Consider the following 26,363-nt stretch of genomic DNA (forward strand, 5'->3'; position numbering starts at 1 on the left):
CCCAAAGGTGCTCCCCGCATGGGCGGGGATGAGCCCTTCTTGTTCTCAAATCGAGACGGAGGCCCGATGTGCTCCCCGCATGGGCGGGGATGAGCCTGGTGCTCTTGACGCGCAGTCCACCGCGAAGCAGTGCTCCCCGCATGGGCGGGGATGAGCCCGACGGACTTCGAATGGTGAAAGGCACCCAAAGGTGCTCCCCGCATGGGCGGGGATGAGCCCTTCTTGTTCTCAAATCGAGACGGAGGCCCGATGTGCTCCCCGCATGGGCGGGGATGAGCCCGCATACGCTGCCCCCACTCGGAGCTGTCGCGGAGTGCTCCCCGCATGGGCGGGGATGAGCCCAATGACTGAACAAGGAGACCTTGCGCGGGTCAGTGCTCCCCGCATGGGCGGGGATGAGCCCCTTGGCGGTGATGTCCGTCGTTGAGACCCCGGGTGCTCCCCGCATGGGCGGGGATGAGCCCGAGGAGAAAGACGCTCCACGCCCGTAATGAAGGTGCTCCCCGCATGGGCGGGGATGAGCCCTTCACCTACTGGAAGGTGAAGGAGCTGTACATGTGCTCCCCGCATGGGCGGGGATGAGCCCGAACCTGATTCAGGAAAGCCGGGTTAGTGAATGTGCTCCCCGCATGGGCGGGGATGAGCCCACATCGGCATACGTGCCACTACGTAAGGAGATGTGCTCCCCGCATGGGCGGGGATGAGCCCGGAAATGTGGGAGTACCAGGGGATAGGGGCGCGTGCTCCCCGCATGGGCGGGGATGAGCCCGATGCCGTCAAGGTAGCGCCACATCGGCGTACGTGCTCCCCGCATGGGCGGGGATGAGCCCGGGCTGGTGTCCAGCACGATCCGCTTGCCGGAGTGCTCCCCGCATGGGCGGGGATGAGCCCCTGTCCACAATCGCTCAGCGCTATTACGGGAAGTGCTCCCCGCATGGGCGGGGATGAGCCCGCAGTGCGGACAGGTTAAACGCATCTCCACCAGTGCTCCCCGCATGGGCGGGGATGAGCCCAGCGGCGCACCATCCGTCCTCGTCGCCTACGGGTGCTCCCCGCATGGGCGGGGATGAGCCCTGGTCCACGTCGCCCTGGGGCATAACCAGGGCGTGCTCCCCGCATGGGCGGGGATGAGCCCCCAGTAGTCAGCCATGACTCATACCTCCCCCGGTGCTCCCCGCATGGGCGGGGATGAGCCCGGATCTGAAGCCGTGAAAGACGTATCCGGGGCAGTGCTCCCCGCACAGGCGGGGATGAGCCCAATGACGGTATCGACGTCGTCGCGCAGGTTGGGTGCTCCCCGCACAGGCGGGGGTGAGCCCCGCCTGTGCCATGACGGCGAGGTCCCCCACCCGTGCTCCCCGCACAGGCGGGGATGAGCCCCTGTCCCAGATTTACGCCCAGCTCAACAACCTGTGCTCCCCGCACAGGCGGGGATGAGCCCCTGGAAATCACCCCGACCGTCCAGACCAGCACGTGCTCCCCGCACAGGCGGGGATTAGCCCGTCGGCATCTTGGCCGGGTTGTACTCATCAGACGTGCTCCCCGCACAGGCGGGGATGAGCCCACTGGTTCTACCGGGGACGGCGTAAGTAATGAGTGCTCCCCGCACAGGCGGGGATGAGCCCACGCCAAGGTCCACACCGCCGCGGGGCAGGTCGTGCTCCCCGCACAGGCGGGGATGAGCCCCTGGAGCTACCCGGCGCCTGGGTCACGCCCGGCGTGCTCCCCGCACAGGCGGGGATGAGCCCGGTGTGGGGTTCTTTCGTGGATACCGGGTGATGTGCTCCCCGCACAGGCGGGGATGAGCCCTGGTTGAATGGCGAACTCGCCTTCTTGTCTGAGTGCTCCCCGCACAGGCGGGGATGAGCCCTTCCCACCAACATCAACACCGTGAACCCGGCGGTGCTCCCCGCACAGGCGGGGATGAGCCCACCGTCTGGATGGCACCCTGGGACTGTTCCAGGGTGCTCCCCGCACAGGCGGGGATGAGCCCGCGACGTACGCCTACAACACGGCCAAGGGCTAGTGCTCCCCGCACAGGCGGGGATGAGCCCTTCTCCGCGGGCAGCCTTCTGCTCCATCTGACGTGCTCCCCGCACAGGCGGGGATGAGCCCTCGCACTCGTCCGCTACCTACAGGCAGAAGCGGTGCTCCCCGCACAGGCGGGGATGAGCCCTTCACCATGGGTTACTGGTCTGCTCCGGCAGCGTGCTCCCCGCACAGGCGGGGATGAGCCCATGGGGCCGGGTCGTCCGCTAGGACCCGCTAAGTGCTCCCCGCACAGGCGGGGATGAGCCCAAGGTCGAGGTCTATGCCTACGCAGATTTCTGGTGCTCCCCGCACAGGCGGGGATGATCCCCTCGTGGCCGGCTGGTTGGAGACTTGTTCCCAGCATGGGCGGGACGAAGCTTTGGAGGGTCTTCTAGGGGACGAGTCTCTCCACAGTCAGGGGGTGGCCATGGCAGTAGCGGCTTCGAGTTCGCCTAGTCCTCGAACCCCACCAGCCAGTGCGCGCCGAAGCGATCCACCACTTGGCCGTCCGTCGCACCCCAGGGGCGGACCTCCAGTGGCTCCACCACGCGGCCGCCCTCGGACAGCTGCTCGAACCACGTGCGCAGCGTCTCAGCCGGGGCGGTACCCAGGAGCGAGAGCATGAGGCCGTCCGTGCTCAGCGGACGCTCATCGCCCGCAGCATCCGCCCCTGCCAGTTCCACCGTGCCGATCAGCATGCCGTGCGCGATCGCATCGGCGGGGCCGTCGCTGCGCCCGAACTCCGCGAAGGTGTTCAGGCTCAGCTCGCCGCCGAACACGCTCTGATAGAACTCCAGAGCCTGTCGTGCCGTGCCGGGAAAGTGGATGTACACCAGGGGATGAGCCATGGGCCTAGTCAAGCAGGGATTGCGGGCTGTGGACAGAGTCTCCACAAAAGAGGATTTTCCAGGCATGCCACCCGCGTTTGGGGATAGACTGCCCTTATTCCTACAGTTCCTGGATTAATTCCTGGCATCCATCTCACTCTCCACGAGGAAGCATCATGAAGCTCACTGCCAAGTTGCTCGGAGGTCTCGCCACGGGGGCGCTGGCGCTCTCCGCCGTTGTCACCGCCGTGCCCGCGAATGCCGCGACCCAGTATCCGGCGCCCACCGCGACTCCCGCCGACTGCTACGGCGCTCTGCTGACCATGGAATCGAACCGCAATCTCGGAGCTGTCTTCCTCAGTGACGGCAAGCTTCGCTGGGAACACAGCAACTGGTCGGCCCCGGTTCCCTTCGACGCCACTTATCTGACACAGCTCGGTGGCTACGGGGACGACACTTTCGGCAAGTTCAGCTACTTCGGGACCTCTTCGGATGGCACCGCGAAGTTTTATGACGAACGGCAGGATCTCCAGGCCGACGGCACTTGGAAGCACTCCATCGACGGTGCGGTGACCACCCTTGGCAGCGGTTGGTTCCAGAAGTCCATCACGACCGCGTACAGCGGGACTTCCACAGTACGCGGCCAGCAGTTCGTCTTCCGTCTGACCTCAGGCGGAGAGCTCTACCGCTACACCATCGACACCGGTGCCCGGACCGTCACGGGCACGGTCAAGGTGTTCGGAGGAGGTGCCTCCATCACCTCGATCGGCTCCGCCCCCGCCGTCGCCGTCAACGGCAAGCCCGTGGCGGTCCTCATGGCAACCCTCTCCACCGGAGAACTGCGTCAGTACCTGATCCCGGATGCCACGCCCACCCAGTGGAGCTCCAAGACCATCCGACCTGCCGCTCCGAACGGCTGGCAGAACTTCACCGCGATCTCGGCCCGGAACTGCACCAAGGGCCAGATCGTCATCGGATACATCAAACAGCACTTGGTGGCTTCCTATTACGATCCCACCGGACTGACTGCCAATGACACGGACATCCGTGGCGGTGCGTCATCGCTTCCAGCGCTCCCCGACACCACGCGAGTGTTCGACTGACCGTCCACGACGCAGCTGACTGCGCAAAAGGGCCGACGACGGCGGAAGTCTCCTTCCGCCGTCGTCGGCCTTTGTGTTGTGCGCGCCTCAGCGCCTTCCGGACACCACCATCGCGGAACCGCCGCCGCGCCGCACCCGCTCAGCAGCCGCCACCGTACTGCCGTCCGGACGGAACTCGATGGCCGTCGCCGCGCCGATCTCGGAGGCCGAGGTGAAGGAATCGCCGGACGCCACGAGCTGATGCCCCAATGCGTTCAACCCTGCACCGTACTTGTCGATGAAGGCCGGTTCCGCCGTCACTGTCGCCCCATTACGCGGCGACACCCGCGGTGCCGCGATCGCCTGGGATACGTTCATGCCGAGATCCACGCGGTTCAGGATCGTCTGCAGCACCGTGGTGATGATGGTCGAACCACCCGGCGATCCCAAGGCCAGGAACGGTTTGCCGTTCTGCAGGATGATCGTCGGCGACATCGAAGAGCGCGGCCGCTTGCCCGGTTCGATCCGGTTCGGATCGTCCGCGCTCCACACCGTGGAGAAGTCGGTCAGCTCGTTGTTCAGCAGGAAACCGCGACCGGGGACCACCATGCCGGAGCCACCGGTCTGCTCGATGGTCAGGGTGTACTCCGCGACATTCCCCCAGCGGTCGGACACCGTCAGATTCGTCGTGGAGATGTTCTCCGTATCCCGTTCCTCGGCCGGCTTGGCGGTGGATGCCGGGCAGACGCCGTCGTAGGAGCTCACATCACCCGGCGCGAGCGGCTTCGGCAGCGCCTTCGCCGGATCGATCAAGCACGCACGCTCCTTGCCGAACAGCGGATCGGTCAGAGCCGCCGTCGGAACCTTCACGAAGGCCGGATCACCGACGTACTTCCCCCGGTCCGCGAAGGCCAGGGAGCTCGCCTCGATGTAGTGGTGCAAAGCCTGGGTGCTGCTCATCCCGGACAACTGGTAGTTCTGCAGGATGTTGAGCGCCTCGCCCACGGTGGTGCCGCCGCTGCTGGACGGCGCCATGCCGTAGACGTCCAGGCCGCGGTAGTTCACGTGCGTGGTGCCCTGATCCGCCACCGCGTACTTCGCCAGATCCGCCGTCGTCATCGAGCCGACAGGCACGGGGAGTTTCGTGCCGGCCGTCTTCGGCGGCGCCTGCACGGTGTGCGCGATCTCGGCCGCCAGCGGCCCGCCATAGAACGCCTTGGTGCCCTTCTTCGCGAGCAGCCGGTACGTCGCCGCAAGGTCGTGATTCCGGAACACGCTGCCCACCGCGGGAGCGTCTCCGCCGGGCAGATACAGCTTGCTGGTTGACGTGAAGGCCGCGAAACGGTCCTTGTTGTCCAGGGTCTGCTGCCGGAAGGTGTCATCCACCACGAAGCCGCGGTCCGCCACCTTGATGGCAGGCTTCAGAGCCTCGCCCAGGCTGAGCTTCCCCCAGCGCTGCAGGGCGCGCTCCCAGGTGGCGGGTGTTCCGGGCACTCCGACCGCGACGCCACTCGTCACGAGTTCCGGCGTGAACGGATACGGCTTGCCGGTCGCCGGGTCGATGAACGCGTCGTGGCTGATGCCGGCAGGAGCCGTCTCACGGCCGTCGATCGAGCTGACTTTGCGTGACTTGGCGTCGTAGTAGACGAAGTAGCCTCCGCCACCGATCCCCGCACTGTACGGTTCGGTCACGCCGAGAGTCGCAGCTGCCGCGACGGCGGCATCGGCCGCCGTGCCGCCCTTGCGCAGAACCTCGATGGCCGCCGCCGAAGCCTCCGGATCGACCGTGCTCACCGCGCCGCCGTACCCCACCGCCGTCGGCGTCTTCTCGGTGTGCCGTGGATCCGCCTGGGCTGCAGGGACGACGGCGGTCCCTGCCGTGAGTGCCAAGGCCAGGGCCGTGAGACCTGCGCCGGTGCGTCTGGGTAACCGTTTCACGTGATTCTCCTCTTTGAGTCATGCTTCTTGACGGTTCTGTCACGCTACTGCCGTGCGAGGAGTGGGGCAATGAACGGAGGTGTACGTGACGGCAGTGCTTTCTGCGCTCTACTTGGCACCTTGCTCCCCAATTGGGGCGCGAGACGTCAAGTAGAGCGCAGAAATGAGGGGGTGTTCGCCGGTTCACGCAGAAGGCGTGCCGGTGGTGTCTCCAGGGACCAGGATGCTGGCGAGAGTGGTCGTGCGGATCTGCGGTGCCGTGCCCGTGAGCATTCCCAGCAGCAGCTCGGCTGCTGCGGCGCCTGTGGCTGCGAACGGCTGCCGTACGGAGGTGAGGCCGAGCGTCGTGGCGAGCTCTCCGCCGTCGAAGCCTGCAACCGACACCTCGCCAGGCACACTCAGGCCGGAATCGGCCAGCAGCCGTGAGATCCGTGCCGCGAGGCTGTCATGGTTGGCGACGATCGCAGTGGCGCCGAAGCCGCGGAAGGCGTCGAGGAACCGCTCGTCAAAGAGAAGAGGCGACACGGTGCCCTGTCCGGCCTTCACCACCTTCTCGATGCCGGCGAGCCGGTGGAGGCCGGAGGAGCTGTGGTCGAACCAGGCGGGGCCTTCGTAGGCGAAGACGATGCGGCGGTGGCCCAGTTCGACGAGGTGTTCCGCGATCAGGATGCCGCCGTGCACGTCGTCGGTCAGGACGGTGGGCAGGCGGTCGCTCTCAGCGTCCACGAGCACGGTCGGAATGCCGCTGCGCTCGATGGCGGCCTCGGCGGCTGCTGTGAGCTGTCTGCCCATGACGATCACGCCATCCAGGTCACCCCGCACGGGGATCGCATCGAGCAATGGGACTTCGGACTGTTCATTCGGGGGGAGGTTGTGCACCACCACTTCGACGCCGGCCGCCGTGCAGCGGTCCAGGATGCCGTCCAGGCGCTGGTAGTAGCTGGGCCAGGTTGAGAACGGAGCGAGGGCGGCCACGCTGCGCAGTCCGCGGCGGGGGCCGGCGCCCGCCGATCGGTAGCCTTCCGCCTCCGCCGCCTCGGCGACGCGCTTCCGGGTCGCTGCGCTGACGCGCTGCGGGTGGTTGATCGCGAGGGAGACGGTCGAGATGCTCACGCCTGCTCGTGCGGCGACGTTGTAGATCGTCGGCTTGGCTTGTGGCGGCTGCATGGCAGAAGTCTATCCACCGTCATTCTCGAAGCCTTGCCGAGGCGGATGGAGAGGGGTAGCCTCACCTAAAAGAACTTCTATCGAAGTGTTTCGATTAGCGGAACAGCTCGATATGGACCTCATCGTGGAGGAAGCTTCTGATGGAACAAGACGAAGGCCAGAACGAGTGGCTGGAGCTGCTGCAGAGACTGAACCAGCAATGGCCGCTCTCGCCGGACATGCCGATCGCGGAGGAGCGCCGAGTCCGGCGTCGCATCGCCGACACGCTCGCTGCCGCGACCGCAGACCCCGTCGACGACGGCGCGCGGATCCACGAGTTCGCGGTCGAGGCGGGCGGCTGGGGCGGATTCGTCCGGATCTACGAGCCATGGCGAATCGGCGACAACGCGCCGACCCAGCTCTTCCTGCACGGGGGAGGTTTTGTTCACGGCAGCACACGGGAACTCGTGAATGACAGCTTGTTGGCCGCCCGCGCCGTCGCGACCGGCATACGGATCGTCTCTTTCGAATACCCGCTTGCTCCTGAGCACCCGTTCCCTGCCGCCCGCGATGCGACGGTCGCCTTGCTCGCAGAGCTCGTCGAACGCGCACCGCAGCTCGGGATCGACGTCGGCCGGCTCGGGCTCGGCGGCAACTCGGCAGGAGCATCGGTCGCCGCGAGTGCGGCTCTCCGGTTGGCGGCGGAGGATCGGCAAACGATTCATCACCTCCTCCTCGAGGTGCCCGCGGTGTCACTCGCGAAGCTCGACGCGTTCTTCCGTGAACACCCGGAATACGCCCAGGAGTACGCCGCGATCCTGGCGCATTACCGGCCCGCGCTCGACGGCTCCGCGTTCGTCGCCGATGCCGCGGAGCTGCGCGGGTTCCCATCCACACTCCTCATGCTCGCCGAGGCGGATCCCGTGACCGAAGGAGGCCTGCTGCTCGCGGACCGTCTGCGCGCCGTCGATGTTCCCGTGAGGGCGCACGTGGTGCCGGGCACCTCGCACGCGACGCCTGGGATCACCCGGATTTCGACGCAGGCCATGCAATGGCGGGCGATCGTCGACGGAGAGCTTCGAACCGCGTACCGCACCCAGGAGCCGGAGGAGGAGACAAATGCCCGTTGATCCCGAGATCCTGCGCATCTACGAGGCGATGAAGGAAGGCGGCCCGTCGCCGTTCCGCAGGCGGAGCATCGAGCAGATCCGGAGTGACGCCGTCGACGCCGTCGCCCGTGTCTGGTCCGAGGTCGGGCTGCCGATTCCCGAGGTGACGCTCACCCGTCAGACCGTGCCGGTCGACGGATGGCCGGACGTGGACATCCGCATTCACCGTCCGCCGGGTGTCGACCGGGCGCTGCCGGCCGTCATCAGTTTCTTCGGCGGTGCCTTCCGTCAAGGATCCAATGACTTCGCGGTCAATCGCTGGATGTACGCGCAGCGGGCCATCGACGCCGAGGTGGTCGTCGTCGCGGTCGACTATGCGCAGGCGCCCGAACACCGCTTTCCGACGCCGATCGAGCAAGGGCTCGCGGTTCTCGACCGGATCGTCGAGGAGGGCGGACAACTCGGCATCGACACCCGGCGTCTGGCTGTTTCCGGACAATCGTCAGGAGGCACGATCGCGGCATGCATCGCGCAGGCCAACCTCGACCGGCGTCGTCATCCGCTGCGTCTCCAATTGCTCGAGGTGTCGCTTCTGGATCTGACCGGGAAGCACGCTGTGCTCGGTGCGGTGAAGCCGCTCGGCGTACCCCGCTGGTTCATGCGCCGCGATGTCCGCAAGACCGTGCGCAACTATCTCGGGAACACCGTGAAACCTACTGCCCCGGAGGTCTCCCCGCTGCTTCGGGAAAACCTGGAGGGATTGCCGCCGGCGGTGATCCTCGCTGCCGAGTTCGATGCGCTGCGCGGCGACGCGGCCGCCTATCACGCCAGACTGCGGGAGGCCGGCGTGATGTCGAGCGCCACCATCGCGCTCGGGCAGACCCATGACTCCGCGGGTTTCGTCGGAGTCCTCGAAGCGGCGCGGATCTGGCATCGCACAGCGGTCGGCGCACTGCGTACGCTTCACGACCCGGTTTCCGCAGACGCGGAATAGGCACTCTGAAAGAAGGACGACGATGTCCACCGAGACCTCAGATCCCGCGGAGGCTTCCGTGGGCCCCGCAGCCAGTCCCTTCGTCGGTGATGCCATCATCGGGCGACCGCAGCGCTGGTACTTCCTTCCGGCCCTGGTACTCGCCTGGTTCGGTGGCGGGATCACGAATGGCGCAATCGTCGGGGCCTCTTTGCCGAAGCTGCTCGCGCTGATTGACGAAGGAGCGAAAGAGGCGAATCTTGCGATCATCTCGATGGTCGGGGGCGTCGTCATCCTGGTGACGACGCCGTTGTTCGGAAGACTCAGTGACCGCACGAGGGCACGCATGGGAATGCGCAAGCCCTGGTACCTCGGCGGCATCGTCACGGGGACACTCGGCTGCGTCGTCATGGCGGTGTCGGCGAATATCCCGGTCCTGGCGTTGGGGTGGGTCATCGTGCAGCTCGGCTACGGAGCCGTCGCAATGGCGAACCACACCTTGCTCGCCGACCAGGTGCCCGGGCGTATCCGGGCCCGGGTTTCGGCCGCCGTCGGCGTGTCATCCGGCATCGCGACGGTGGCGGCGAGTGCGATCGTCGCCGCGCTTCCCATCGAGCAGAGCTGGACGTGGTTCGTCGTGCCCGCGGCGATCGGCCTGGTGACCGTCCTCCCGGTCACGGTCGCGTATCAGGATGCCGTGCGGAGTGCGCCGGCTCCGCGACTCGGCGGCAGGGACATCCTGTCGACCTATTGGATCAGTCCCCGCGCTCATCCGGACTTCGCGTGGGCCTGGGTGAGCCGTTTCTTCATGACGATGTCGATCTTCACCATCGCCCTGTTCCTCTTCTACCTGATCATGGACACGCTGCACTTGTCGGCGGCGGAGGTCGGCGGGGTGCAGACGGCGGCGCTGTCCTTCTTCTTCCTTGGAAACATCGTCGCGACAGTCTTCTTCGGCTGGCTCAGTGATCGGCTGGGCCGGCGGAAGATCATCATCTGGGTCTCCGGGCTGGCATCGGCCGGGGGAGTGGTCGCGCTCATGTTCAGCGCCGACACGACTGGGTTCTTCGTTGCCATGATCATCCTGGGCTTCGCCGGAGGCGCCTACTCCGCCGTCGACGTCGCGCTCATGACCGAGGTGCTTCCGAGCCGCGACGATGCCGGAAAGGACCTCGGCATCGTGGCCCTCTCCTACTTGCTGCCGCAGATCATCTCCCCTCTCATCGGCGCGGGCCTCGTCACGCTCGGTGGAGGGTCCTATGGTCCGCTCTATGTGTTCTCGATGATCTGCTCGGCGGTCGCCGGTCTCACGATCATCCCGGTGCGCGGCGTGCGGTGAGCGTCCAGGCCGACGTCGGCCAGTCTGTGGTGTGAGATCTGCGCCCTGTTGTGTTTCCGGCGCCCCAATTGGGGCGCCGGAAACACAACAGGGCGCAGAAATGTGGGTGGGCTCGAGGAGACCTCTTGACGCCCATCGCTCCACGCGATAACGTACAACCAAATGGTTGTAGATCAGCTCCGAAGCCCGGACCCGGAAGAACTCGACAGACTCTTCCAGGCGCTCGCAGACGCCACCCGGCGTGACATTCTCACGCAGGTGTCCCTGGCGGAACGCTCCGTGTCTGCGCTCGCCGCCCTCTATGCCATGAGTTTCGCCGCGGTTCAGAAACACGTCGCCGTGCTGGAGCGTGCGGGGCTCGTCCGGAAAGACAAGCGGGGGAGGGAGCAAGTGGTCAGCGCCAATCATGAGCGTCTCGCCCTGGCTCGCCAGGTGCTGGACCGCTACGAGAACCTCTGGCGGGAACGATCCCTTCGGATGGATCAGATCCTCGCCGAAACGCCACAGGAAACCACGTAGGACAGGAAGGGAATGACATGACAGTCGTCAGCTCGGTCAAGGACTTCGAAGCCCTGACCCTCACCATCGTCAACGAATTCGACGCGAGTGTGGATCGCGTCTGGCAGCTCTGGGAGGACCCTCGCCAGCTTGAGCGCTGGTGGGGACCGCCTACCTGGCCGGCCACGTTCACCGAGTTCGAATTCACCGCAGGCGGCAGCGCCAAGTATCACATGACCGGACCGGAGGGGGACAAGGCTCACGGCTGGTGGAAGTTCCTGGCCATCGGGCGTCCCACGAGCCTGGAGATCCAGGACGGCTTCGCCGATGAGAACGGTGAACCGGACCAGAGCATGGCCTCCGGGACCATGCGGGTCTCCATCGAGGACCTCGGTGGACGCACGCGTATGACCATCGCCTCCCATAACGACACCGTCGAACAGCTCCAGCAGCTGATCGACATGGGCATGGAGGAAGGCATGAAGGAGGCCCTGGGACAGATCGACGCCATTCTGGCGGAGTGAGCACTCACCCCGCGCGCCTTCAGGCGCACACGTCCTCAGACGCACACGCACGACGACGGCGCGTGGCCGGCTGCTCCTCGGATGTCTCCACGATGAGACGTTCGGTTCGGCGCCGCAGGCCACGCGCCGTCGGCATGCTTGGATCGCGGGCTCAGAGGTGGCGAAGATAGCGCTGCGGCTCGTTCAGGAAGCTCTTCCAGTTCCGCACCAGATCCAGATCGTCCCACGACTCCTGCCGCAGGCCCCAGGGACCCACTTCATAGATGGTCGCCCCGGGCAGTGCGGCCAGCAACGGCGAGTGAGTCGAGAGGATCACCTGCGAGTCGCCGTTGCTCAGGAGGTCTTTCAGGATGCCCAGCAGTGCCATGCATCCGGACAGCGACAGTGCGGACTCGGGTTCGTCCAGGATCCACAGCCCGGCTCCGCGGAAGCGCTCTTCGGCCAGGGCGAGAAAGGACTCTCCGTGGGAGAGATCGTGAAAGCGGGGTTCCGCTCCGCCCAGCCGTGGGTTCCGTTCCAGGTAGGTGAAGAATCCGTGCATGGCCTCGGCCCGCAGGAAGTAGCCGCGCCGGGTGGTTCCGGCATTGCGGATCAGCCGCAAGTGCTGATTCAGTGGCGACTCGGATGCTCGGGTTGAGTGCTGCGCCCCGGTGGAGCCGCCCTCGGGATTGAATCCGTAACTCAGTGCGATGGCCTCCACGAGCGTGGACTTCCCGGTCCCGTTGTCCCCGACGAAGACGGTCGCCGGGCCGAGGTCCAGGCCGGAGTTCAACAGCTGGGCGACCGCAGGCAGGGTGGCGGGCCATTCGCCCCGCGGCGCAGGGTGATCCGGTTCCTGCTCGACGCGTCGGATGGGGTACTCGGCCCAGTGCATGCGTTCAGGCTAGCCGAGGCCTCTGACACCTTGTCCGCGCGCCGCTAGCCTTGGCTCATGATCTCCAAGCGGTTGAAGGGCGCGGCGCTTTTCTGGATAGCACTGTTGTGCTATCTAATATCCGTGCCGTGGCTGGCCCGCGATGAGGCGCTGGAGTTCCCGCCGTTTCTCCTGTCCATCGTGGCCGGCGCGATGCTCGGTCTCTGGAGCACGGGGAGGATTCAACGACTTCGCTCCCTCGGAGCCAGGCTGGCCGTCCGGGCGGGGTGCATCGCCGTGTGTCTGCTGCCCAGCATGAACCTGAAGCCGATCTTCCAGCTCGTTCCCGAGGGGCTCGCCGCGGGCACGGTGCTGTTCGTGTCCATGGCGTTGCTGCCGTGCATGGCGCTCACAGGCGCGGCCCTGATGGCGGAAGTCGTGAATCTTCCCGGGATGCGGAAGAAAGATACAGGGCCGGGATCAGCCCGGCGGAAGTCCTGACCGTCGGTCACCGGGCTTCGGACAGAGACTCCGAGGCGCCGTGAACCGGATATCGGGATGAACAATGTGCCCGGGAATATCACCCGTCCTTCATCGTTTACCTCTTGTGCGCGTGCGGGGGGCGTGCAGAATGACAGGACGGTGCGCGCGGGGACGTGCCCTCATCCAGCCTCAGACCGAAACCGGCAGGAGCATCGACATGACCACAGCATCATCGGCGGGAGCCGTCCCGGGGAACAGTACGATCCCGGAGGGCGGCCTGCGCCGTTCGCTGGGACTGAAGCAGCTCGTCGGCAACGGGCTGGTGTTCATCGGACCGGCTGCGCCGGTCGGCATCTTCGGACCGATCTACGCGAAGAGCGGAGGCGCGGTCGTCACGGTGTACATCGTGGCCACCGTGATCATGGCACTGACCGCTCTCTCGTACGCGCAGATGTCCCGGGTCGTCCCGGCGGCCGGCTCGGTCTACTCCTATGCGAGCGCAGGCATCGGCAGAGGTACGGGATTCGTGGCTGGATGGATGGTCCTGCTGGACTACCTCCTCATTCCCAGCGTGGCCTTCCTCTTCACCGGACTGGCCATGCACTCCTTCCTTCCCGCAGTGCCGGCGTGGATCTTCACCGCTCTTGCGGTCATCCTCACCACGGGTCTGAATCTCGCAGGCGGCAAGAGCCTGGCACGCGCCGCCATGGCGGTGGTCATCGCCGAGGTCGCTGTACTCGCCGTCGTGCTGATCGGAGTGATCGCGGCGCTGGCGGCGCACGGGGCTCAGCAGGCTCCGCTCGCTCCGGTGATCGGAGTGGATGGGTTCTCCGTGGCGGCCGTCCTGGGCGCCGTGTCCATCGCGGCCATGGCATTCCTGGGGTTCGATGCGATCGCGACCTTCGCGGAGGAATCCTCCGGGAGCAGCCGGATGATCGGCAAGGCGATGCTGGCCTGCCTGGTGATCGCAGGGGTGCTCTTCCTCTTCCAGAGTTACCTCGTCGAGCTGATCACGGTCCCCAGCCCGGCCCAGCTCGCCTCAGATCCCGAGGCCCAGGGGACCGCGTTCTATGACGCCGTCCGGTCCCAGGTGGCACCATGGCTGGCCACCCTGCTCGGCATCGCCAAGGCGCTGGGCGCGAGCTTCGCCGGCATGATGGGACTTGCCGCCGGCAGTCGCGTGGTGATGACGATGGCGCGTGAGCGCCGGCTCCCGGCTGTGTTCGGCAAGGTCAACCGGAACGGATCTTCACCGGCTCTCGCGACCATACTGGTCACGGTGGTCACCCTCGGGCTGGCGGTCTGGGCCGCCGCGGAACCGGACGGGCTTGATCTGCTCTCCTCGACCGTGTCCATCGGTGCCATGAGTGCCTTCGTCCTCCTGCACGCTTCCGTGGTGGGTTACTTCATCCTCAGGAGACGCAGTCACAACTACCTGCTGCATCTCGCCGTGCCTGTGGTCGCGGTGCTCTTCTTCCTGGTGGTGATCGCTTTCGCGAATGCCAGCGCCCTGATCGTCGGGGCACTCTGGTTGCTGGCCGGCCTGATCGTCGCCGTCGTGCAGCAGGTGCGAAGCCGAGGGGTTCGTGAGCGGGAGGCCTCCTGAACGATCGCAGAACGACGACGGCGCGTGGCCCTTCCGGAGGGTTGCGCGCCGTCGTCGTTCTGCAGGACGAAGCGCCCGCAGCGCGAGTGGGGACGACACGGGTGAGGACAGGGCAAGGAATTCCGAAGTACCGTAGAGGCATGCCTCGTGATGCACGCCACTCTGCGCTGGAGGCCCGTCTGGAACGGGCGGCCTCGTTGCGGGCCGGTTCGGGCGGTCCCGAACTGACGGAGGAGGAGCTGGCCCACGAAGCGGAGCAGGAAGCGCTGCGCGAGAAGCGGGCTCAACTGGACACCGCAGCCCGTGCCGACTATCTGGTCCGGGAAGCCATGGCGCAGGGGAAGTTCGATGAGCTTCAGTACGCGGGCAAGCAGGTTCCTGGGCTGGACGGCGGTTACGATCCCGATTGGTGGCTCAAGGGTCTCATTCAGCGGGAGAACCTCAGCGGTCTCGGCCCGGAGGCGATCCTGTTGCGTACTGCGGACAAGGAACTGGAGCAGACGCTGGATGCCCTCCCGGGAGAGCGTCAGGTCCGGGAAGCGTTGGAGGAGTTCAACAGGCGAGTGGTGAATGCCCGTCGCCAATTGCAAGGAGGCCCTCCGGTGGTCACTCCGACGCGAGATGTCGAGGAAGAGGTGGCGCGGTGGCGGGACCGGCGTGCAGCGGTGGTTTCCGAGGAGGAATCGCCGGCGCCTGAGCCCCGTCGAGGATGGTGGCGGAAGATCGTCAACGGGTCCTGACCGTTCCGCTCAGGCCGCGAGGTTCAGATCACGAGGTTGAGCGGCGTCGCGGCAGTTCCGATCCGGACCTCTTGTCCCCACATCAGATGCAGGCGGTCGTTCTCCATGCCGTCTCCGAAGGCCACCAGCCGATCCGAGGCGATGGTGACGCTGAGTTCCTCGCCCGGCTGAAGGACTCCTTCGGTCAGGCCGACCCCGGTGGCCGGGGACGGCCAGGCCTCGCGGGCGAACCAGCTGAGATGGGGTTCCGTCGGCCCCGGCAGCAGTCGCCCGCCGCGTTCAAGAGCGATGGAGGCGCACCATCCGGTGGAGCCGGTTCCGGTGGCGACGATCAGGCCGGAGGAGGAATGATTCTCCTCCGCCCCCTGGGGCGTTCTGACCCGATATCGTGCCGACTGATGTGACGGGTGCCCGATGAACACCTCGTTCAATGCGGAGAGTTCCTGGCCGTCGTCGGTCCGCGCGGTGACCATCGTCCGCCGTTCCAGCGGCAGGACCGCCGGGTCGTGGCAGACCTTCAGCCGCTCGGAGGCCTCCGAGGGAGTCATCCGGACCAGTGTTCCCGGGTTGCGGAAAGGTTCCGGGTTCACTCCGATGACGGGCTGACCCTGAAGATACTTCGCGGCGTTGGCCACGAGTCCGTCCTGGCCCACCACCACGAGGATGTCCTCGGGGGCGAGCAGGAAACTGCTGAGGTCCTCGCGCTCCACTTCTCCAAGACGCCAGCCAGGCGGGAGCGCTGCGCGGACCTGTGCCTGGGCCGCGCCTTGAGCCTCATGGGACTCCTCGGGCCCCGAGAGATCCCGGCCGCGGGTCTTGAGGAAGAACTCCACTTGTCCACGTGTTCCGTGACGGTTCAGGAGCTCCTCGAGCTCTGTGCGCCGGTGGACGATGACGAGCCGTGGGGTGGGCATGATGCTCCTCCTTCAGGGAGATGGGGTCGGGGTGTCCGGGCGATTGCTCATGGGCGGGTGGTGAGGGCGGCGAGTGCCCCGCTGAGCATGTCCGGGGTGATCGTCAGGTTCCGGACCTCCGGCAGGTGCGCTGCGGCTTCGCGGAGTGCCAGGGCCAACAGCGTGGCCTGGTCCATCGTGCGGTACACCTCCATCGTCGCTGCTTCCCGGGCCGCCTCGGCCTCGCCGAGGCTCCTGATCTTCTCCGCTTCGGCCCCGGCCGTGATCTTCACGCGTTCCGCCGCCGCCCGCGCATCCACCTCGGCGGCGCCGGCGCGCTCCTGTGCCTCACGCCGGGTGTTCGCGCCTTCCTGGGCCACGAGTGTCTCACGCCGGGTGGCCAGTTCGATCTGATTGGCCAACTCATTCTCGGCGATGGCCCGTTCCCGTTCCACGGCCAAGGCACGCCTTTCGAAAGTGGCCCGGTCCGCTTCGGCTTGCAGTTGTTCCCGGATGGGTGTCTGGAGCGCGCGTTCCATGTCCGTGTCGGGACGGACGGCCAGGACCTGGACCCCCAGGACGGTGATGCCGGTGGCGTTCAGCCGGGGGTCCCGGGTCAGATTCTCGCCGAGGACGGTGCGGAGCTCGGCGACGCCCTGCGCAAGGATGTCGTGGAGACCCAGACGGCTGAGCTGATCGATCGCTGCTGCCTGGCAGAGCTGGCCGATGATGGTCTCGACCTGGCGTGCGCCCGTGGCCGGTGCCTCCTGGGCGGCCTTGAGGCTGAAATCGAGCCGCTGGCTCACGGCCACCGGATCGGAGAAACGGTAGGTCACGTTTGCCTGAACGCTCACATCCTGGTGATCCAGGGTCACGGCGTGGAAGAGGACCGGAAGTTCACGATCGTCCACGGGTACTTCACTCAGCACCGAATCGACGGGCCGGTACCAGAATGCCTGCCCCACGCCATGATGCCGGACACTGCCCTTGCGCAGGTGCACCACATATCCGGTGGGGCTGCCGAGGAAGTGGTTGATCCAGGGGAATCGCTTGATGGTGGTCATGATGTTCTCCTTCTCTATTTATCGTCAATGTGACGATAAATAGAGATTAGAGCTTCTCCGGCATTAATGTCAATATGACGATAAATGGTAGGATCGAGTCATGTCGCGAACCCCCAGCGCCGACGCGCTCGCAGTCTTTCATGCACTGCCGGTGACGGTTGACGTCGTCGCGCTCACCGTGCGCGACGGTGTCCTCTGTGTCCTGCTCATCCGACGGCTCCTGCCGCCGTTCGAAGGGCGGCTGGCCCTGCCGGGCGGGTTCATGATGCGAGGCGAAGGGCTCGGAGACGCGGCTCGCCGTGAGTTGACCGAAGAGACCGGGGTCGACCCCGTGCCGGGACACCTTGAGCAACTCGCCTCATACGGCCCTGGCGGGCGGGACCCCCGCGGAGATGTCCTCACGGTGGCTCACCTGGTCATGGCCCCGGACTTCCCGGTGATCGCCGCCGGTGGTGATGCCGCCGAAGCGGCCTGGCATCCGGTCTCCACGGTGCAGGGAGCGCTCGCCTTCGATCATGACCTGATCCTGGCGGACGGCGTCGAGCGTGCTCGGGCCAAACTCGAATACTCGCCGCTGGCTGCAGCCTTCTGCGGGTCGGAGTTCACCATCGCCCAGATCCGCGGCGTCTATGAAGCCGTCTGGGGCGTCAGGCTCGATCCCCGGAACTTCCATCGCAAGGCCACTGGCGCGGTTGGATTCCTTGAGGAGACGGGCCAGGTCTCCTCCGGAGATGCGGGCAGGCCGGCGGCTCTCTACCGCCTTGCGCCGCAGTCGCGACAGGGCGATGGGCCGACGACGGCGGCCGTTCTCAATCCGCCCATCATGCGGCCGGCGTCGTCCCCCGCGTCATAGAACGCGTGTCATGAAGACGCTGTGCGGGTCGTCCGTGTAGTCCCCGAACGGCTTGCACGTCTCGAAACCTTCGGAGAGGTACAAGGTGCGGGCGGGGCGGAAGAAGTCGGCGCTGCCGGTCTCCAGTGACACCCGGTGGACTTTGCGCCGTCGCGCGTCCTCCAGGAGGAAGTTGAGCATCCTCCGGCCGAGACCGAGCCCGCGACGTCCGGGGTGGGTGCGCATCGATTTGAGTTCCTCATGCCCGTGTCCGAGATCCTTGAGTGCACCCGTGGCGACCAGGTCCCTGCCGAGCTGGGCCGTGAACAGGCGGACCGGAGGGTTCAGCAACTCGTTCAGGGCGAGGGCGTGCCGGCTTTCCGGGGGAGCCGTGGGTGCGAGTTCTTCGTGGTGCCCCTGGAGGAAAGCGGCCAGAGGCTCGGTCCGGGTTCGGCTGCGTTCAATGATGATCTCCACGTGGCAAGCCTGGCAAATGGCGATTTCCGCCGTGTTTCCAGGCTGTGTCAGGGGCGTTGTGATTCCTCAGGGTTCGTACGGGTCGCACGGGTCAGCCACTGGTCGAGCTCCTCGGGGCGTGAAAAAGCCAGGACCTGTGGACCGTCGGGGTCGGCCGCCCAGCTGCGGGCCTGGGACTTCTTGCGCGTGAACGTTCTCAGGTGCCAGAGCAGGATCGAATCCTTGGAGAACGTCTGGCGGAGCGTTTCGATATTGCCGTTGCAGACCGGCCGCCGGTCCCTGACCCGCTGTGCGGTGCGACGCAGGAGGCGGAGGAATGAGATGTGGCGCGGATAGTCGAGTGCGATCACCAGCTCGACGCGTTCCATCACGGGCTCTATGAAGAGGCTGTAGGCACTGTCGAGGATCCACTCGTCCTGGGCGCAGATGTCCTTCGCGATCCAGAGCATTTCTTCGGGTGGCCGGTTGGTCCACCGGGCTTCCTCGGCGGGAAGCCAGCCGATGTCATCGTCCGCACTGTGCCAGGGGATGCCGCTCAGCGCCGAAAGCCGGGCGGCGGCGGACGACTTCCCTGTCCCGGTCACTCCATGAAAGAGAATCCGCCGGGGCAGGGGCGCATTCGGATCGGCGAGAGGCATGGATTCAGCGTAAGCGGTATGCGTGGGGACGGGCACTCCGCGGGGTCCGGGAGTGACGAATCTGCGCGGGGTTCCCGATGGGACGGTCCGGGAGGGGTGCAGACAAGCGGCTCTGGGTCTGGTACCGTCACCGATATCTCTATCGAATGCATTAAAAACTTTGGGGGTTTGCCATGAAGCCATTGAAGAGAATGAATCCGCTGAAGAGAATGATGATCACCGCATGCACGGCCGCCGTCGTCGTCGGTGCAGGTCTCGCGACAGCCGCGCCCTCGCAGGCCGGCACGGAGATCTACTACGGTCCCTACAACGCCAGCGGCTCCTGCAACGCAGACCGGACGGACCTGCTGAACAGCGGTTACCTCAAGTCCGCTGTGGGCTGCTACCGGACCGTTGAAGGGTACTGGCACTTCTACGGATGGCGCTGATGCCAACGGCCTGTCGCTCACGGTGACCGGTCGGCGTCGTTGATCTGTTCCATCAGTTGCCAGGGGTGGGTGTCAAGAAGACTTGACGCCCACCCTTGCCTTTGCGAATTCCGGAATGACCTACTTCTCAGAACATCCCCACCGTCCCGAAGCTTCGCGCGCGGGACGCGTGATCGGCTATTCGCTCGAGTCCCTGGGTGTCGTGTCCTCACCACGCGCTGAAACCTGCGAAGAAGCCGGTGGCGGGCAGGAATTCCTCCCGTACGGACGTGACGCGCCCAGGAGGCGCCTCCGAGCGCAGCCAGCTCAGAAGCCGGCCTATGGCGTCGGGCGTTCCCTCCGCCGTGACCTCGACCGTTCCGTCCGGCAGATTGCCTGCGCTGCCGGTGAGACCGAGCCGTACCGCCTCGGTCTGCGTCCAGTAGCGGAACCCGACACCCTGGACCACCCCCGAGACGATCGCGTGCAGCCGCACGGTGCCCGGTTCTTCGCCCGTCATGGCCGCCGCTTCTGCGGATGGATGGTCTCGTGCCGAGCCAGCATCGCCACGAAATCCTCGATTTTACGGGCTCTGGCCTCAGGCCGTTTCACCGAGCTGAGCCGGTAGATGAGCGCGTAGCGGTTCGCTGAGGTGAGCACTTCGAACATCGCCTGCGCCTCGGGGTTCTCTGCGACCGCCGACGCCAGATCAGCCGGCACCTCGGAGGTGGCCTGGCCCGCATACGCGAGCTCCCACCGCCCGTCGGCCTTGGCGGCGTCGACGACGGCGCGCCCCGCCTCCGTCATCAGACCGGCAGCCTCCAGCCGCTCGATGTTGGCGACGTTGATCTTCGACCAACGGCTCTTCGGACCGCGGGGAGTGAAGCGGGTGCGGTAACTGCCTTCATCCCGGCGCCCGATCTGACCGTCCACCCAGCCGAAGCAGAGGGCATGGTCCAGTGCCTGCTCGAAGGTCAGGGCCGTGACCGTGCCACCCTTCTTGTGCTCCACGAGCCACACGCCGGGGCTGCTGGCGTGGTTCTCCTGAAGCCAGGCGCGCCAGGCCTGTTCGTCCGGCACCAGCAATTCGGGAAGCTCCACAGCCATGCGCTCAGCGTACTCGTCGACAGGATGCTCAGCGACGGGCCAACACCTGGAATGCGGTCATTCCCAGTGCCCAGAGCGTGTAGAGACTGACGGGCACCAGGAGAAGCCATTCGCGGATCGAACCGGCTTTGCCCAGGACCGGGACGGCGAAGTATCCGCCTCGAGTCCACACCGAGGACAGCAGCGGGAGTCGTCGGAAGAATCTCGGCGATTTCACTACGAACGGCCAGAACGGGTTCACTCCTCCGACCGTGAGGGCGTCCCCGACGATGTGGGCGGCCACGCCGAGGAACACGGCCTGCGGAAACCAGCCTTGTTCTTCCGGTGCGAAGACGGCGATGAACCCTCCCAACAGGACCCCGACCACCCAGGGCGTGACCTTCAACCGGTCTGGAACGAGCTTCAAGGCCTTGGCCGCGAAAGAGATCAGCAGGATGGAGAGCAGACCAGCCCCGGCGTCGACGGTACCGAGTCCCGGAAGAGTCAGTTGCCACAGACCTGCGGCCCAGGCGAGGACGGTGAAGGCCGCAAGACCCAGGATCGAGTGGGTTCCGTGCCGATGTCCTCCGGCCAGCCCCTCCATGCAGAGGCACAGGGCTTTCGAAACCGGAGGCAGTGAATGGGCGATGGTCGCGTTCCGGTGATCGGCGTCCGGGAGCAGTGCCGCGCCGGCGGTGACCAGCGCCCCGGTCGCCGCGCCGAGGGGACTGACCGGCAGGAGTCCCCAGCCGACGTCGAAGGCCGGCAACCCCCACGGCGTGCCGGAGGCGACCGCGCCGAGGTCGACGTGGAAGCGTGTGGTGACGGCGAGCCAGACGGCTGCACCGGTGGCGGCGTGATGCCCACCCATCATGGGGAAGACCCTCCCTGACCGGGGAAAACAGGACTTTCCTACGATAGTGACCCGGACTGACAGTTTTCTCGGTGCTCAGGGTGCCGTGATCGTGAGCCGGGCGGCCGGCTCCGCGCAAGACGCAGAGGAGGCCGACCCAAGGGAGCCCGCCACCCGGTTGTTGCGCCCCGTGTCGTCGCACCAATCGACATCGTGGGGCATGGCACTGACCGTGTAGTCCCCGACGGGCAGGGTGGCCGGGAGATCCAGGGTCGCGGTGAAGCCGCCTCGGTCGTTCATCGGTGCGAGCAGGCGGGTCAACTGATGATGACTCTTATCGAGCAATCGGATCTCCACCTGGGCTTGACCAGCGTAGCGGGGTTCGCAGTCCGCGTCCGGAGCGGCGACGCCGATGCTCTCGCCGGCGTGGACGGTGTCCTGACTGAGGTGGTAGGCGGGTGGTCCGCAGGGCGGGCTGAAGTTCCGGGGGCTCGCGGCCATCGACCATCCGAAGAATGCGAGCCCCAGCACCAGGGGCAGCCCGATGATGAGCACGTTGAACAGACGCCACGCTCGCGTGGCCGGATCGGTGCGGGTCCCCATGGGTTCATTGTCCGGTGACTTCGCACTTCCGGCGGTGACGATCGCATCACGATCGTATGGGTCTCGGGCGGTCCAGGGGCTGCTGAGGGAACTCTCAGGCGTATTTGGGACAATGGAGGCAATCCCACTGAAAGGTCATTCATGTCAAGCACCCTGCACCTCGTCCGTCACGGCCAGACCGAATGGAATGTGCAGCACCGCTATCAGGGGCAGACCGACATCCTCCTCAACGCCACCGGCCGGGCTCAGGCGCAGGAGGTTGCCGAGAGCCTGCGCACAGTGCCGCTGGCCGCCGTCGTCACCTCGACCCTGGGCCGTGCGCACGCGACAGGCCGAGCCATCGCCGATCTGCAGCGGCTCCCGCTGCCCGCCACCGACGCCCGGCTCATGGAGCGGCACTTCGGCGTGGCGGAAGGGCTGGAAGACGACGAGGTGAAGAGCCGGTTCCCGGACCGGAACCTCATCCCGGGCCGCGAAAGCGATGAAGAGCTGCGCTCACGCGCCTTCGCGGTCCTGGAGGAACTCGCGGCGGCGTTCGACGGCGAGCAGATCGCGATCGTCACTCACGGCGGGTGGATCGCCATGGTGCTGCGCGAGTTGGTCGGCGAGGCGTACGACTATTCCTCGATCACCAACTGCTCCGTCCACACCCTGCGCTGGGATGCCGCCACCGGTCGTGTCGACGTCGTCGGTGCGGTGGAGGAGACTGCGCTCAACTGAGCGCCCCAGGAGTGGGCCCGTGAACTAGATTTCTTCTGTGAAGAAAAACCCGCTGCGAGAGAAACCGCCGTACCCCATCGAATCGGTGGACAACGCGCTGCGGCTTCTGCAGCGTCTGCGTGATGTCGGGGCCCTGCGCCTGAAAGATGCCGCGGAGGAGATCGGCGTGGCGCCTTCGACCGCCCACCGTCTGCTGGCCATGCTGGTTTACCGCGGCTTCGCCGTGCAGGACGGCAGCAAACGCTACCTGCCGGGGCCGTCGCTCGGGATCGGGCCCGCCGGGCTGGCGTGGACCAGCAGGCTGCGGCGTGCTGCTCAGGTCCACCTGGAGATGCTCGCCGCGAAGACCGGTGAAACGGTGAGCCTGACGATCAGGGTCGGAACCAGCACCCGCTTCCTCGACACCGTCGAAGGTTCCGGGATCCTTCGCGTCGGAGACCGTCAGGGTGCGGTTCTGCCTGCCCGTTTCACCTCGGGCGGGAAGGCGCTGCTGGCCGCGCTGGACGACGGCGAGCTGGGTGAACTCTTCCTGGGGCCGACTGCTGCAGCCGCCGGGGAGGACATCGGGGCGGAAGCGTTCGAGGGTCTTCTGGCCGAGCTGCACGGCGTCCGTCAGCGTGGTTTCGCGGCGAACATCGAGGGTACGGAGACGGGTGTCAGCGCACTGGGCGAGGCCGTCCGGGACCGTGCCGGACGTCCCGTGGCCGCCGTCAGTGTGGCCGTCCCGAGCAGTCGTTTCCGCGCTGTCCTGGAAGGCGGGCTGGTGGGCCGCCTTCATGCGGCGGTGCGTCAACTGGAGCGCGAACTGGCTGAGCAATTGGAGTGATCCTGGGCGACGATTCTGCTGTGCAGAACTTGATGTCTTCTGAAACGGCATCTGCTTAGCGTTGCGTTATCCAACCACGCAAGGAGCAGCGACGTGTCCAGCACCGACCTCTTTCCTGGGGCACCTGAGCATCATGTGACTCCCTCTGTCCCTGAGCCGACGCCGGAAGAGGCTGGGGCGCTCGAAGACCTCTATGCGAACTTCGGGCGGGCGAATCTCATTCCGTTGTGGACCGAGATCGCCGATCTGATGCCGATGGTCCCCACCCCGAAAGCCGTACCGCACGTCTGGGCCTGGAACTCCCTTTACCCGCTCGCCGAGCGTGCCGGTGAACTCGTCCCGGTGGGCCGCGGCGGCGAACGGCGGGCAATCGCCTTGGCCAATCCGGGGCTGGGCGGCACCCCTTACGCCACCCCGACCCTCTGGGCCGCGATTCAGTACCTCGGCGGGCGTGAGACCGCTCCGGAACACCGGCATTCTCAGAACGCGTTCCGGTTCGTCGTGGAGGGCGAGGGTGTCTGGACGGTCGTCAACGGTGATCCTGTGGCCATGCGGCGAGGGGATTTCCTCCTCACCCCAGGCTGGAACTTCCATGGGCACCACAACGACACCGATCAACCCATGGCCTGGATCGACGGCCTGGACATTCCACTGGTGCACTATCTGGACACCGGCTTTTTCGAGTACGGCACCGAGCGGGTCACTGATGAGGCGACGCCAGACGTCTCCCGTTCGGAGCGGCTCTGGGCGTACCCGGGTCTCCGCCCGCTGTCAGGGCTCGGGCGGACGGTCAACTCGCCCATCGCGGCCTATCGCTGGGAGTACACGGACGCCGCGTTGCGGCAGCAGCTGCTTCTCGAGGATGAAGGGCAGCCGGCGACCGTGAGCCAGGGGCATGCCGCCGTCCGTTTCTCCAACCCGACCACCGGGGGAGATGTCATGCCCACCATCCGTGCGCAATTCCACCGGCTCAGAGCCGGAACGAGCACCTCTCCGCTCCGCGAGGTCGGCTCCTCCGTGTGGCAGGTCTTCGAGGGCCGGGGCGAGGTGGTCCTGGACGGCGTGACCACGGCTGTTGAAAAGGGAGACCTTTTCGTAGTCCCCTCCTGGTGCCGGTGGTCCCTGAACGCCGAGAGCGAATTCGATCTGTTCCATTTCAGTGACGCCCCGCTTGTGGAGCGTCTGCACTTCGACCGCAGTTTCGCAGAAGGAGATGGCCGATGAGGCTGGCAACAATCCGCACCCGGAACGGCACGGCGGCGGTGCGCGTCGACCCTGCCGCCCTGGTTGAGATTCAAGGGCACGACGACGTCGGGCAGCTGCTCCGTCAGGACAACTGGCGTGAGCTGGCGCAAGCGGCCGATGGTCCACGGCACGCGGTGGACGGTGCCGATCGCGCCCCGGTGGTGCCGCACCCCGGGAAGATCGTCTGCGTGGGCCACAACTACCGCAACCACATCCGTGAAATGGGTCGGGAAATCCCCGAATACCCGGCGCTCTTCGCGAAATATCAGGAGAGTCTGATCGGCCCTTTCGATGATCTGGTGCTTCCGCCGGAATCGAGCGCGGTGGACTGGGAGGCGGAACTCGCCGTCGTCGTCGGCAAGGCAGGGCGCCGCATCCCGTTCGACGAGGCGGAGAGCTACATTGCAGGGTATTCGGTGCTCAATGACGTCTCCATGCGGGACTACCAGTTCCGTACTGTGGAGTGGCTGCAAGGGAAGACCTGGGAGGCCTCCACGCCGTTCGGTCCGGATCTGGTGACTGTGGACGAGTTCTCCCCGGGCCCCCTCATGACCGCTGCGGTGGACGGCGCGGTCATGCAGCAGACCCCCACCGGGGATCTGGTGTTCACTCCGGCCTTCCTGGTCTCCTACATCTCCACCATCATCACCCTGAACCCGGGGGACGTGATCGCCACCGGAACGCCCGGCGGCGTGGGGCACGCCCGGGACCCGAAGATCTATCTCAAGGGTGGGCAGGTCCTGGAAACCTCCATCGAGGGTCTGGGAACCCTCACGAACCGGATCGTCGAGGTCTGAACTCATGGTTGCGCGCATGGATCAGGCAACGGACACCACGCTCTTGGCGGATCTTCTACAGGCGCGACGGGGTACGGCGTTCTTCGCCAGGAAGCTCAACGAGCTGGGTGACGAAGAACTCGACGGCGCCTCCCTGCTGCCCGGATGGAGTCGCCGACACGTTGTAGCTCATGTGGGCTACAACGCCAGGGCTCTGTCCCGTCTGATCGAATGGGCCGCGACTGGCGTGGAGACGCCGATGTACCCCTCCCCGGAATACCGGGATCGGGAGATCCTTTTCGGGGCCACGCTGAGCCCTGCGGCACTCCGTAACCTCTTCGACCACTCCGCGGTGCATCTGAATGTGGAATGGCGCGATCTTTCCGATGAGTCCTGGGAGGCCCGGGTCCGGACCGCTCAGGGCAGGAACGTGGCCGCTGGCGAAACCGTCTGGCTGCGCACACGTGAAGTCTGGGTGCATGCCGTGGACCTGGCCAACGGCGCCGGGTTCGAGGACATTCCTGATTCGATCCTGCGCAGATTTCTGGACGACATCACCGCATCCTGGCGTGTAAGGGGGACCGATCAGGGCCTCCGGATCGAGGTCCCTCTGGACGCCGGAACCCTGGCCAGGGGAGATCTGGCATCGCCGCGTGCGCGACTGGTCACCGGCTCATTGCCCGCGATCACCGCCTGGGCCGCGGGGCGGGGCGCCAAAGGGGTTTCGCAGGATCGCGGCCCACTCCTTCCCGCCCCTCCGTGGATCTGAACCGTCTTTTCTGCCCTTATCTTCC

The 26,363-nt window shown here is 66.2% G+C and carries 28 protein-coding genes and 1 CRISPR repeat array; of the genes, 16 read left to right on the forward strand and 12 right to left on the reverse strand.

The window, feature by feature from the left end:
- Positions 1–7: 7 nt before the first annotated feature.
- Positions 8–2,359: direct repeats of the CRISPR family, unit length 29 nt; unit sequence GTGCTCCCCGCACAGGCGGGGATGAGCCC.
- A gap of 124 nt (positions 2,360–2,483) precedes the next feature.
- The gene (locus tag ACIPXZ_RS11485) at positions 2,484–2,879 is read right to left on the reverse strand and encodes a VOC family protein (RefSeq protein ID WP_400594055.1); all 396 of its coding nucleotides are present in this window, start codon (positions 2,877–2,879) and stop codon (positions 2,484–2,486) included.
- 155 nt (positions 2,880–3,034) lie between these two features.
- On the opposite strand from ACIPXZ_RS11485, the gene ACIPXZ_RS11490 reads away from it, so the two are divergent.
- Positions 3,035–3,961, forward strand: a complete 927-nt coding sequence (locus ACIPXZ_RS11490) for a hypothetical protein (protein WP_400594057.1) — start codon at positions 3,035–3,037, stop codon at positions 3,959–3,961.
- 87 nt (positions 3,962–4,048) lie between these two features.
- Here the strand turns inward: ACIPXZ_RS11490 and ggt are convergent, their stop codons facing one another.
- On the reverse strand, positions 4,049–5,878 hold the full coding sequence (gene ggt / locus ACIPXZ_RS11495; protein ID WP_400594060.1) for a gamma-glutamyltransferase: 1,830 nt from the start codon (positions 5,876–5,878) through the stop codon (positions 4,049–4,051).
- Between the two features lie 183 nt (positions 5,879–6,061).
- Entirely contained in the window at positions 6,062–7,045 is a 984-nt protein-coding gene (locus ACIPXZ_RS11500) for a LacI family DNA-binding transcriptional regulator (protein ID WP_400594063.1), read from the reverse strand.
- Between the two features lie 140 nt (positions 7,046–7,185).
- Between ACIPXZ_RS11500 and ACIPXZ_RS11505 the strand changes: the two genes are divergently transcribed.
- The 5 genes from ACIPXZ_RS11505 (at position 7,186) to ACIPXZ_RS11525 (ending at position 11,467) form a co-directional block, all read left to right on the forward strand.
- Positions 7,186–8,154, forward strand: coding sequence for an alpha/beta hydrolase (locus ACIPXZ_RS11505; protein ID WP_400594066.1), 969 nt, complete (start codon positions 7,186–7,188; stop codon positions 8,152–8,154).
- Complete coding sequence (locus ACIPXZ_RS11510) at positions 8,144–9,127, forward strand: alpha/beta hydrolase fold domain-containing protein (protein WP_400594069.1); 984 nt, start codon at positions 8,144–8,146, stop codon at positions 9,125–9,127. Before ACIPXZ_RS11505 ends, ACIPXZ_RS11510 begins: the two co-directional genes overlap by 11 nt.
- 22 nt (positions 9,128–9,149) lie before the next feature.
- Positions 9,150–10,445, forward strand: a complete 1,296-nt coding sequence (locus tag ACIPXZ_RS11515) for an MFS transporter (RefSeq protein WP_400594072.1) — start codon at positions 9,150–9,152, stop codon at positions 10,443–10,445.
- 162 nt (positions 10,446–10,607) lie between these two features.
- The gene (locus tag ACIPXZ_RS11520; protein WP_400594075.1) at positions 10,608–10,964 is read left to right on the forward strand and encodes an ArsR/SmtB family transcription factor; all 357 of its coding nucleotides are present in this window, start codon (positions 10,608–10,610) and stop codon (positions 10,962–10,964) included.
- Between the two features lie 17 nt (positions 10,965–10,981).
- The gene (locus tag ACIPXZ_RS11525) at positions 10,982–11,467 is read left to right on the forward strand and encodes an SRPBCC domain-containing protein (RefSeq protein WP_400594078.1); all 486 of its coding nucleotides are present in this window, start codon (positions 10,982–10,984) and stop codon (positions 11,465–11,467) included.
- Positions 11,468–11,618: 151 nt separating this feature from the next.
- On the opposite strand, the gene ACIPXZ_RS11530 is transcribed toward ACIPXZ_RS11525, so the two are convergent.
- The gene (locus ACIPXZ_RS11530) at positions 11,619–12,341 is read right to left on the reverse strand and encodes an AAA family ATPase (RefSeq protein ID WP_400594081.1); all 723 of its coding nucleotides are present in this window, start codon (positions 12,339–12,341) and stop codon (positions 11,619–11,621) included.
- Between the two features lie 57 nt (positions 12,342–12,398).
- Here ACIPXZ_RS11530 and ACIPXZ_RS11535 point away from each other — a divergent pair, with 57 nt between their 5' ends.
- The 3 genes from ACIPXZ_RS11535 (at position 12,399) to ACIPXZ_RS11545 (ending at position 15,149) form a co-directional block, all read left to right on the forward strand.
- Entirely contained in the window at positions 12,399–12,821 is a 423-nt protein-coding gene (locus ACIPXZ_RS11535) for a hypothetical protein (protein WP_400594084.1), read from the forward strand.
- Between the two features lie 199 nt (positions 12,822–13,020).
- A complete protein-coding gene (locus tag ACIPXZ_RS11540) occupies positions 13,021–14,409 on the forward strand; it encodes an APC family permease (RefSeq protein ID WP_400594086.1) in 1,389 nt (462 codons plus the stop codon).
- Between the two features lie 140 nt (positions 14,410–14,549).
- Positions 14,550–15,149, forward strand: a complete 600-nt coding sequence (locus ACIPXZ_RS11545; RefSeq protein WP_400594089.1) for a DnaJ family domain-containing protein — start codon at positions 14,550–14,552, stop codon at positions 15,147–15,149.
- 23 nt (positions 15,150–15,172) lie between these two features.
- Here the strand turns inward: ACIPXZ_RS11545 and ACIPXZ_RS11550 are convergent, their stop codons facing one another.
- Positions 15,173–16,063, reverse strand: coding sequence for a hypothetical protein (locus ACIPXZ_RS11550; RefSeq protein ID WP_400594091.1), 891 nt, complete (start codon positions 16,061–16,063; stop codon positions 15,173–15,175).
- A gap of 47 nt (positions 16,064–16,110) precedes the next feature.
- The gene (locus ACIPXZ_RS11555; protein WP_400594094.1) at positions 16,111–17,106 is read right to left on the reverse strand and encodes an SPFH domain-containing protein; all 996 of its coding nucleotides are present in this window, start codon (positions 17,104–17,106) and stop codon (positions 16,111–16,113) included.
- Between the two features lie 100 nt (positions 17,107–17,206).
- Here ACIPXZ_RS11555 and ACIPXZ_RS11560 point away from each other — a divergent pair, with 100 nt between their 5' ends.
- Positions 17,207–17,959 (forward strand): NUDIX hydrolase, encoded by a 753-nt coding sequence (locus ACIPXZ_RS11560; protein WP_400594096.1) that lies wholly within the window; start codon positions 17,207–17,209, stop codon positions 17,957–17,959.
- On the opposite strand, the gene ACIPXZ_RS11565 is transcribed toward ACIPXZ_RS11560, so the two are convergent.
- Together ACIPXZ_RS11565 and ACIPXZ_RS11570 are read right to left on the reverse strand one after the other, a co-directional pair.
- Positions 17,954–18,415: a GNAT family N-acetyltransferase gene (locus ACIPXZ_RS11565; RefSeq protein WP_400594099.1), complete on the reverse strand. Its 462-nt coding sequence runs from the start codon at positions 18,413–18,415 to the stop codon at positions 17,954–17,956. The two genes, ACIPXZ_RS11560 and ACIPXZ_RS11565, sit on opposite strands and share 6 nt — an antisense overlap.
- A gap of 47 nt (positions 18,416–18,462) precedes the next feature.
- Positions 18,463–19,053: an adenylate kinase gene (locus ACIPXZ_RS11570; protein WP_400594102.1), complete on the reverse strand. Its 591-nt coding sequence runs from the start codon at positions 19,051–19,053 to the stop codon at positions 18,463–18,465.
- A 209-nt stretch (positions 19,054–19,262) separates the two neighbouring features.
- Between ACIPXZ_RS11570 and ACIPXZ_RS11575 the strand changes: the two genes are divergently transcribed.
- Positions 19,263–19,481, forward strand: a complete 219-nt coding sequence (locus ACIPXZ_RS11575; RefSeq protein ID WP_400594105.1) for a hypothetical protein — start codon at positions 19,263–19,265, stop codon at positions 19,479–19,481.
- 208 nt (positions 19,482–19,689) lie between these two features.
- Here the strand turns inward: ACIPXZ_RS11575 and ACIPXZ_RS11580 are convergent, their stop codons facing one another.
- The 4 genes from ACIPXZ_RS11580 to ACIPXZ_RS11595 form a co-directional block, all read right to left on the reverse strand.
- Positions 19,690–19,980 (reverse strand): acylphosphatase, encoded by a 291-nt coding sequence (locus ACIPXZ_RS11580; protein WP_400594108.1) that lies wholly within the window; start codon positions 19,978–19,980, stop codon positions 19,690–19,692.
- Positions 19,977–20,567 (reverse strand): YdeI family protein, encoded by a 591-nt coding sequence (locus tag ACIPXZ_RS11585; RefSeq protein WP_400594111.1) that lies wholly within the window; start codon positions 20,565–20,567, stop codon positions 19,977–19,979. The genes ACIPXZ_RS11580 and ACIPXZ_RS11585 overlap by 4 nt, the downstream gene beginning before the upstream one ends.
- Positions 20,568–20,595: 28 nt before the next feature.
- Positions 20,596–21,420: a metal-dependent hydrolase gene (locus tag ACIPXZ_RS11590; protein ID WP_400594114.1), complete on the reverse strand. Its 825-nt coding sequence runs from the start codon at positions 21,418–21,420 to the stop codon at positions 20,596–20,598.
- Between the two features lie 75 nt (positions 21,421–21,495).
- A complete protein-coding gene (locus ACIPXZ_RS11595) occupies positions 21,496–22,002 on the reverse strand; it encodes a hypothetical protein (protein ID WP_400594117.1) in 507 nt (168 codons plus the stop codon).
- 141 nt (positions 22,003–22,143) lie between these two features.
- Here ACIPXZ_RS11595 and ACIPXZ_RS11600 point away from each other — a divergent pair, with 141 nt between their 5' ends.
- The 5 genes from ACIPXZ_RS11600 (at position 22,144) to ACIPXZ_RS11620 (ending at position 26,338) form a co-directional block, all read left to right on the forward strand.
- Complete coding sequence (locus ACIPXZ_RS11600; protein WP_400594120.1) at positions 22,144–22,722, forward strand: histidine phosphatase family protein; 579 nt, start codon at positions 22,144–22,146, stop codon at positions 22,720–22,722.
- 37 nt (positions 22,723–22,759) lie between these two features.
- Positions 22,760–23,548 carry an IclR family transcriptional regulator gene (locus ACIPXZ_RS11605; protein ID WP_400594127.1) on the forward strand — a complete coding sequence of 263 codons (789 nt, stop codon included), beginning with the start codon at positions 22,760–22,762 and terminating at the stop codon, positions 23,546–23,548.
- 93 nt (positions 23,549–23,641) lie between these two features.
- Positions 23,642–24,772, forward strand: coding sequence for a cupin domain-containing protein (locus ACIPXZ_RS11610; protein ID WP_400594132.1), 1,131 nt, complete (start codon positions 23,642–23,644; stop codon positions 24,770–24,772).
- A complete protein-coding gene (locus tag ACIPXZ_RS11615; RefSeq protein ID WP_400594135.1) occupies positions 24,769–25,590 on the forward strand; it encodes a fumarylacetoacetate hydrolase family protein in 822 nt (273 codons plus the stop codon). The genes ACIPXZ_RS11610 and ACIPXZ_RS11615 overlap by 4 nt, the downstream gene beginning before the upstream one ends.
- A gap of 4 nt (positions 25,591–25,594) precedes the next feature.
- Positions 25,595–26,338: a maleylpyruvate isomerase family mycothiol-dependent enzyme gene (locus ACIPXZ_RS11620; RefSeq protein ID WP_400594138.1), complete on the forward strand. Its 744-nt coding sequence runs from the start codon at positions 25,595–25,597 to the stop codon at positions 26,336–26,338.
- Positions 26,339–26,363: the final 25 nt, after the last annotated feature.

The sequence above is a fragment of the Arthrobacter sp. NPDC090010 genome, from assembly GCF_044748305.1.
Taxonomy (GTDB): Bacteria; Actinomycetota; Actinomycetes; order Actinomycetales; family Micrococcaceae; genus Arthrobacter_E.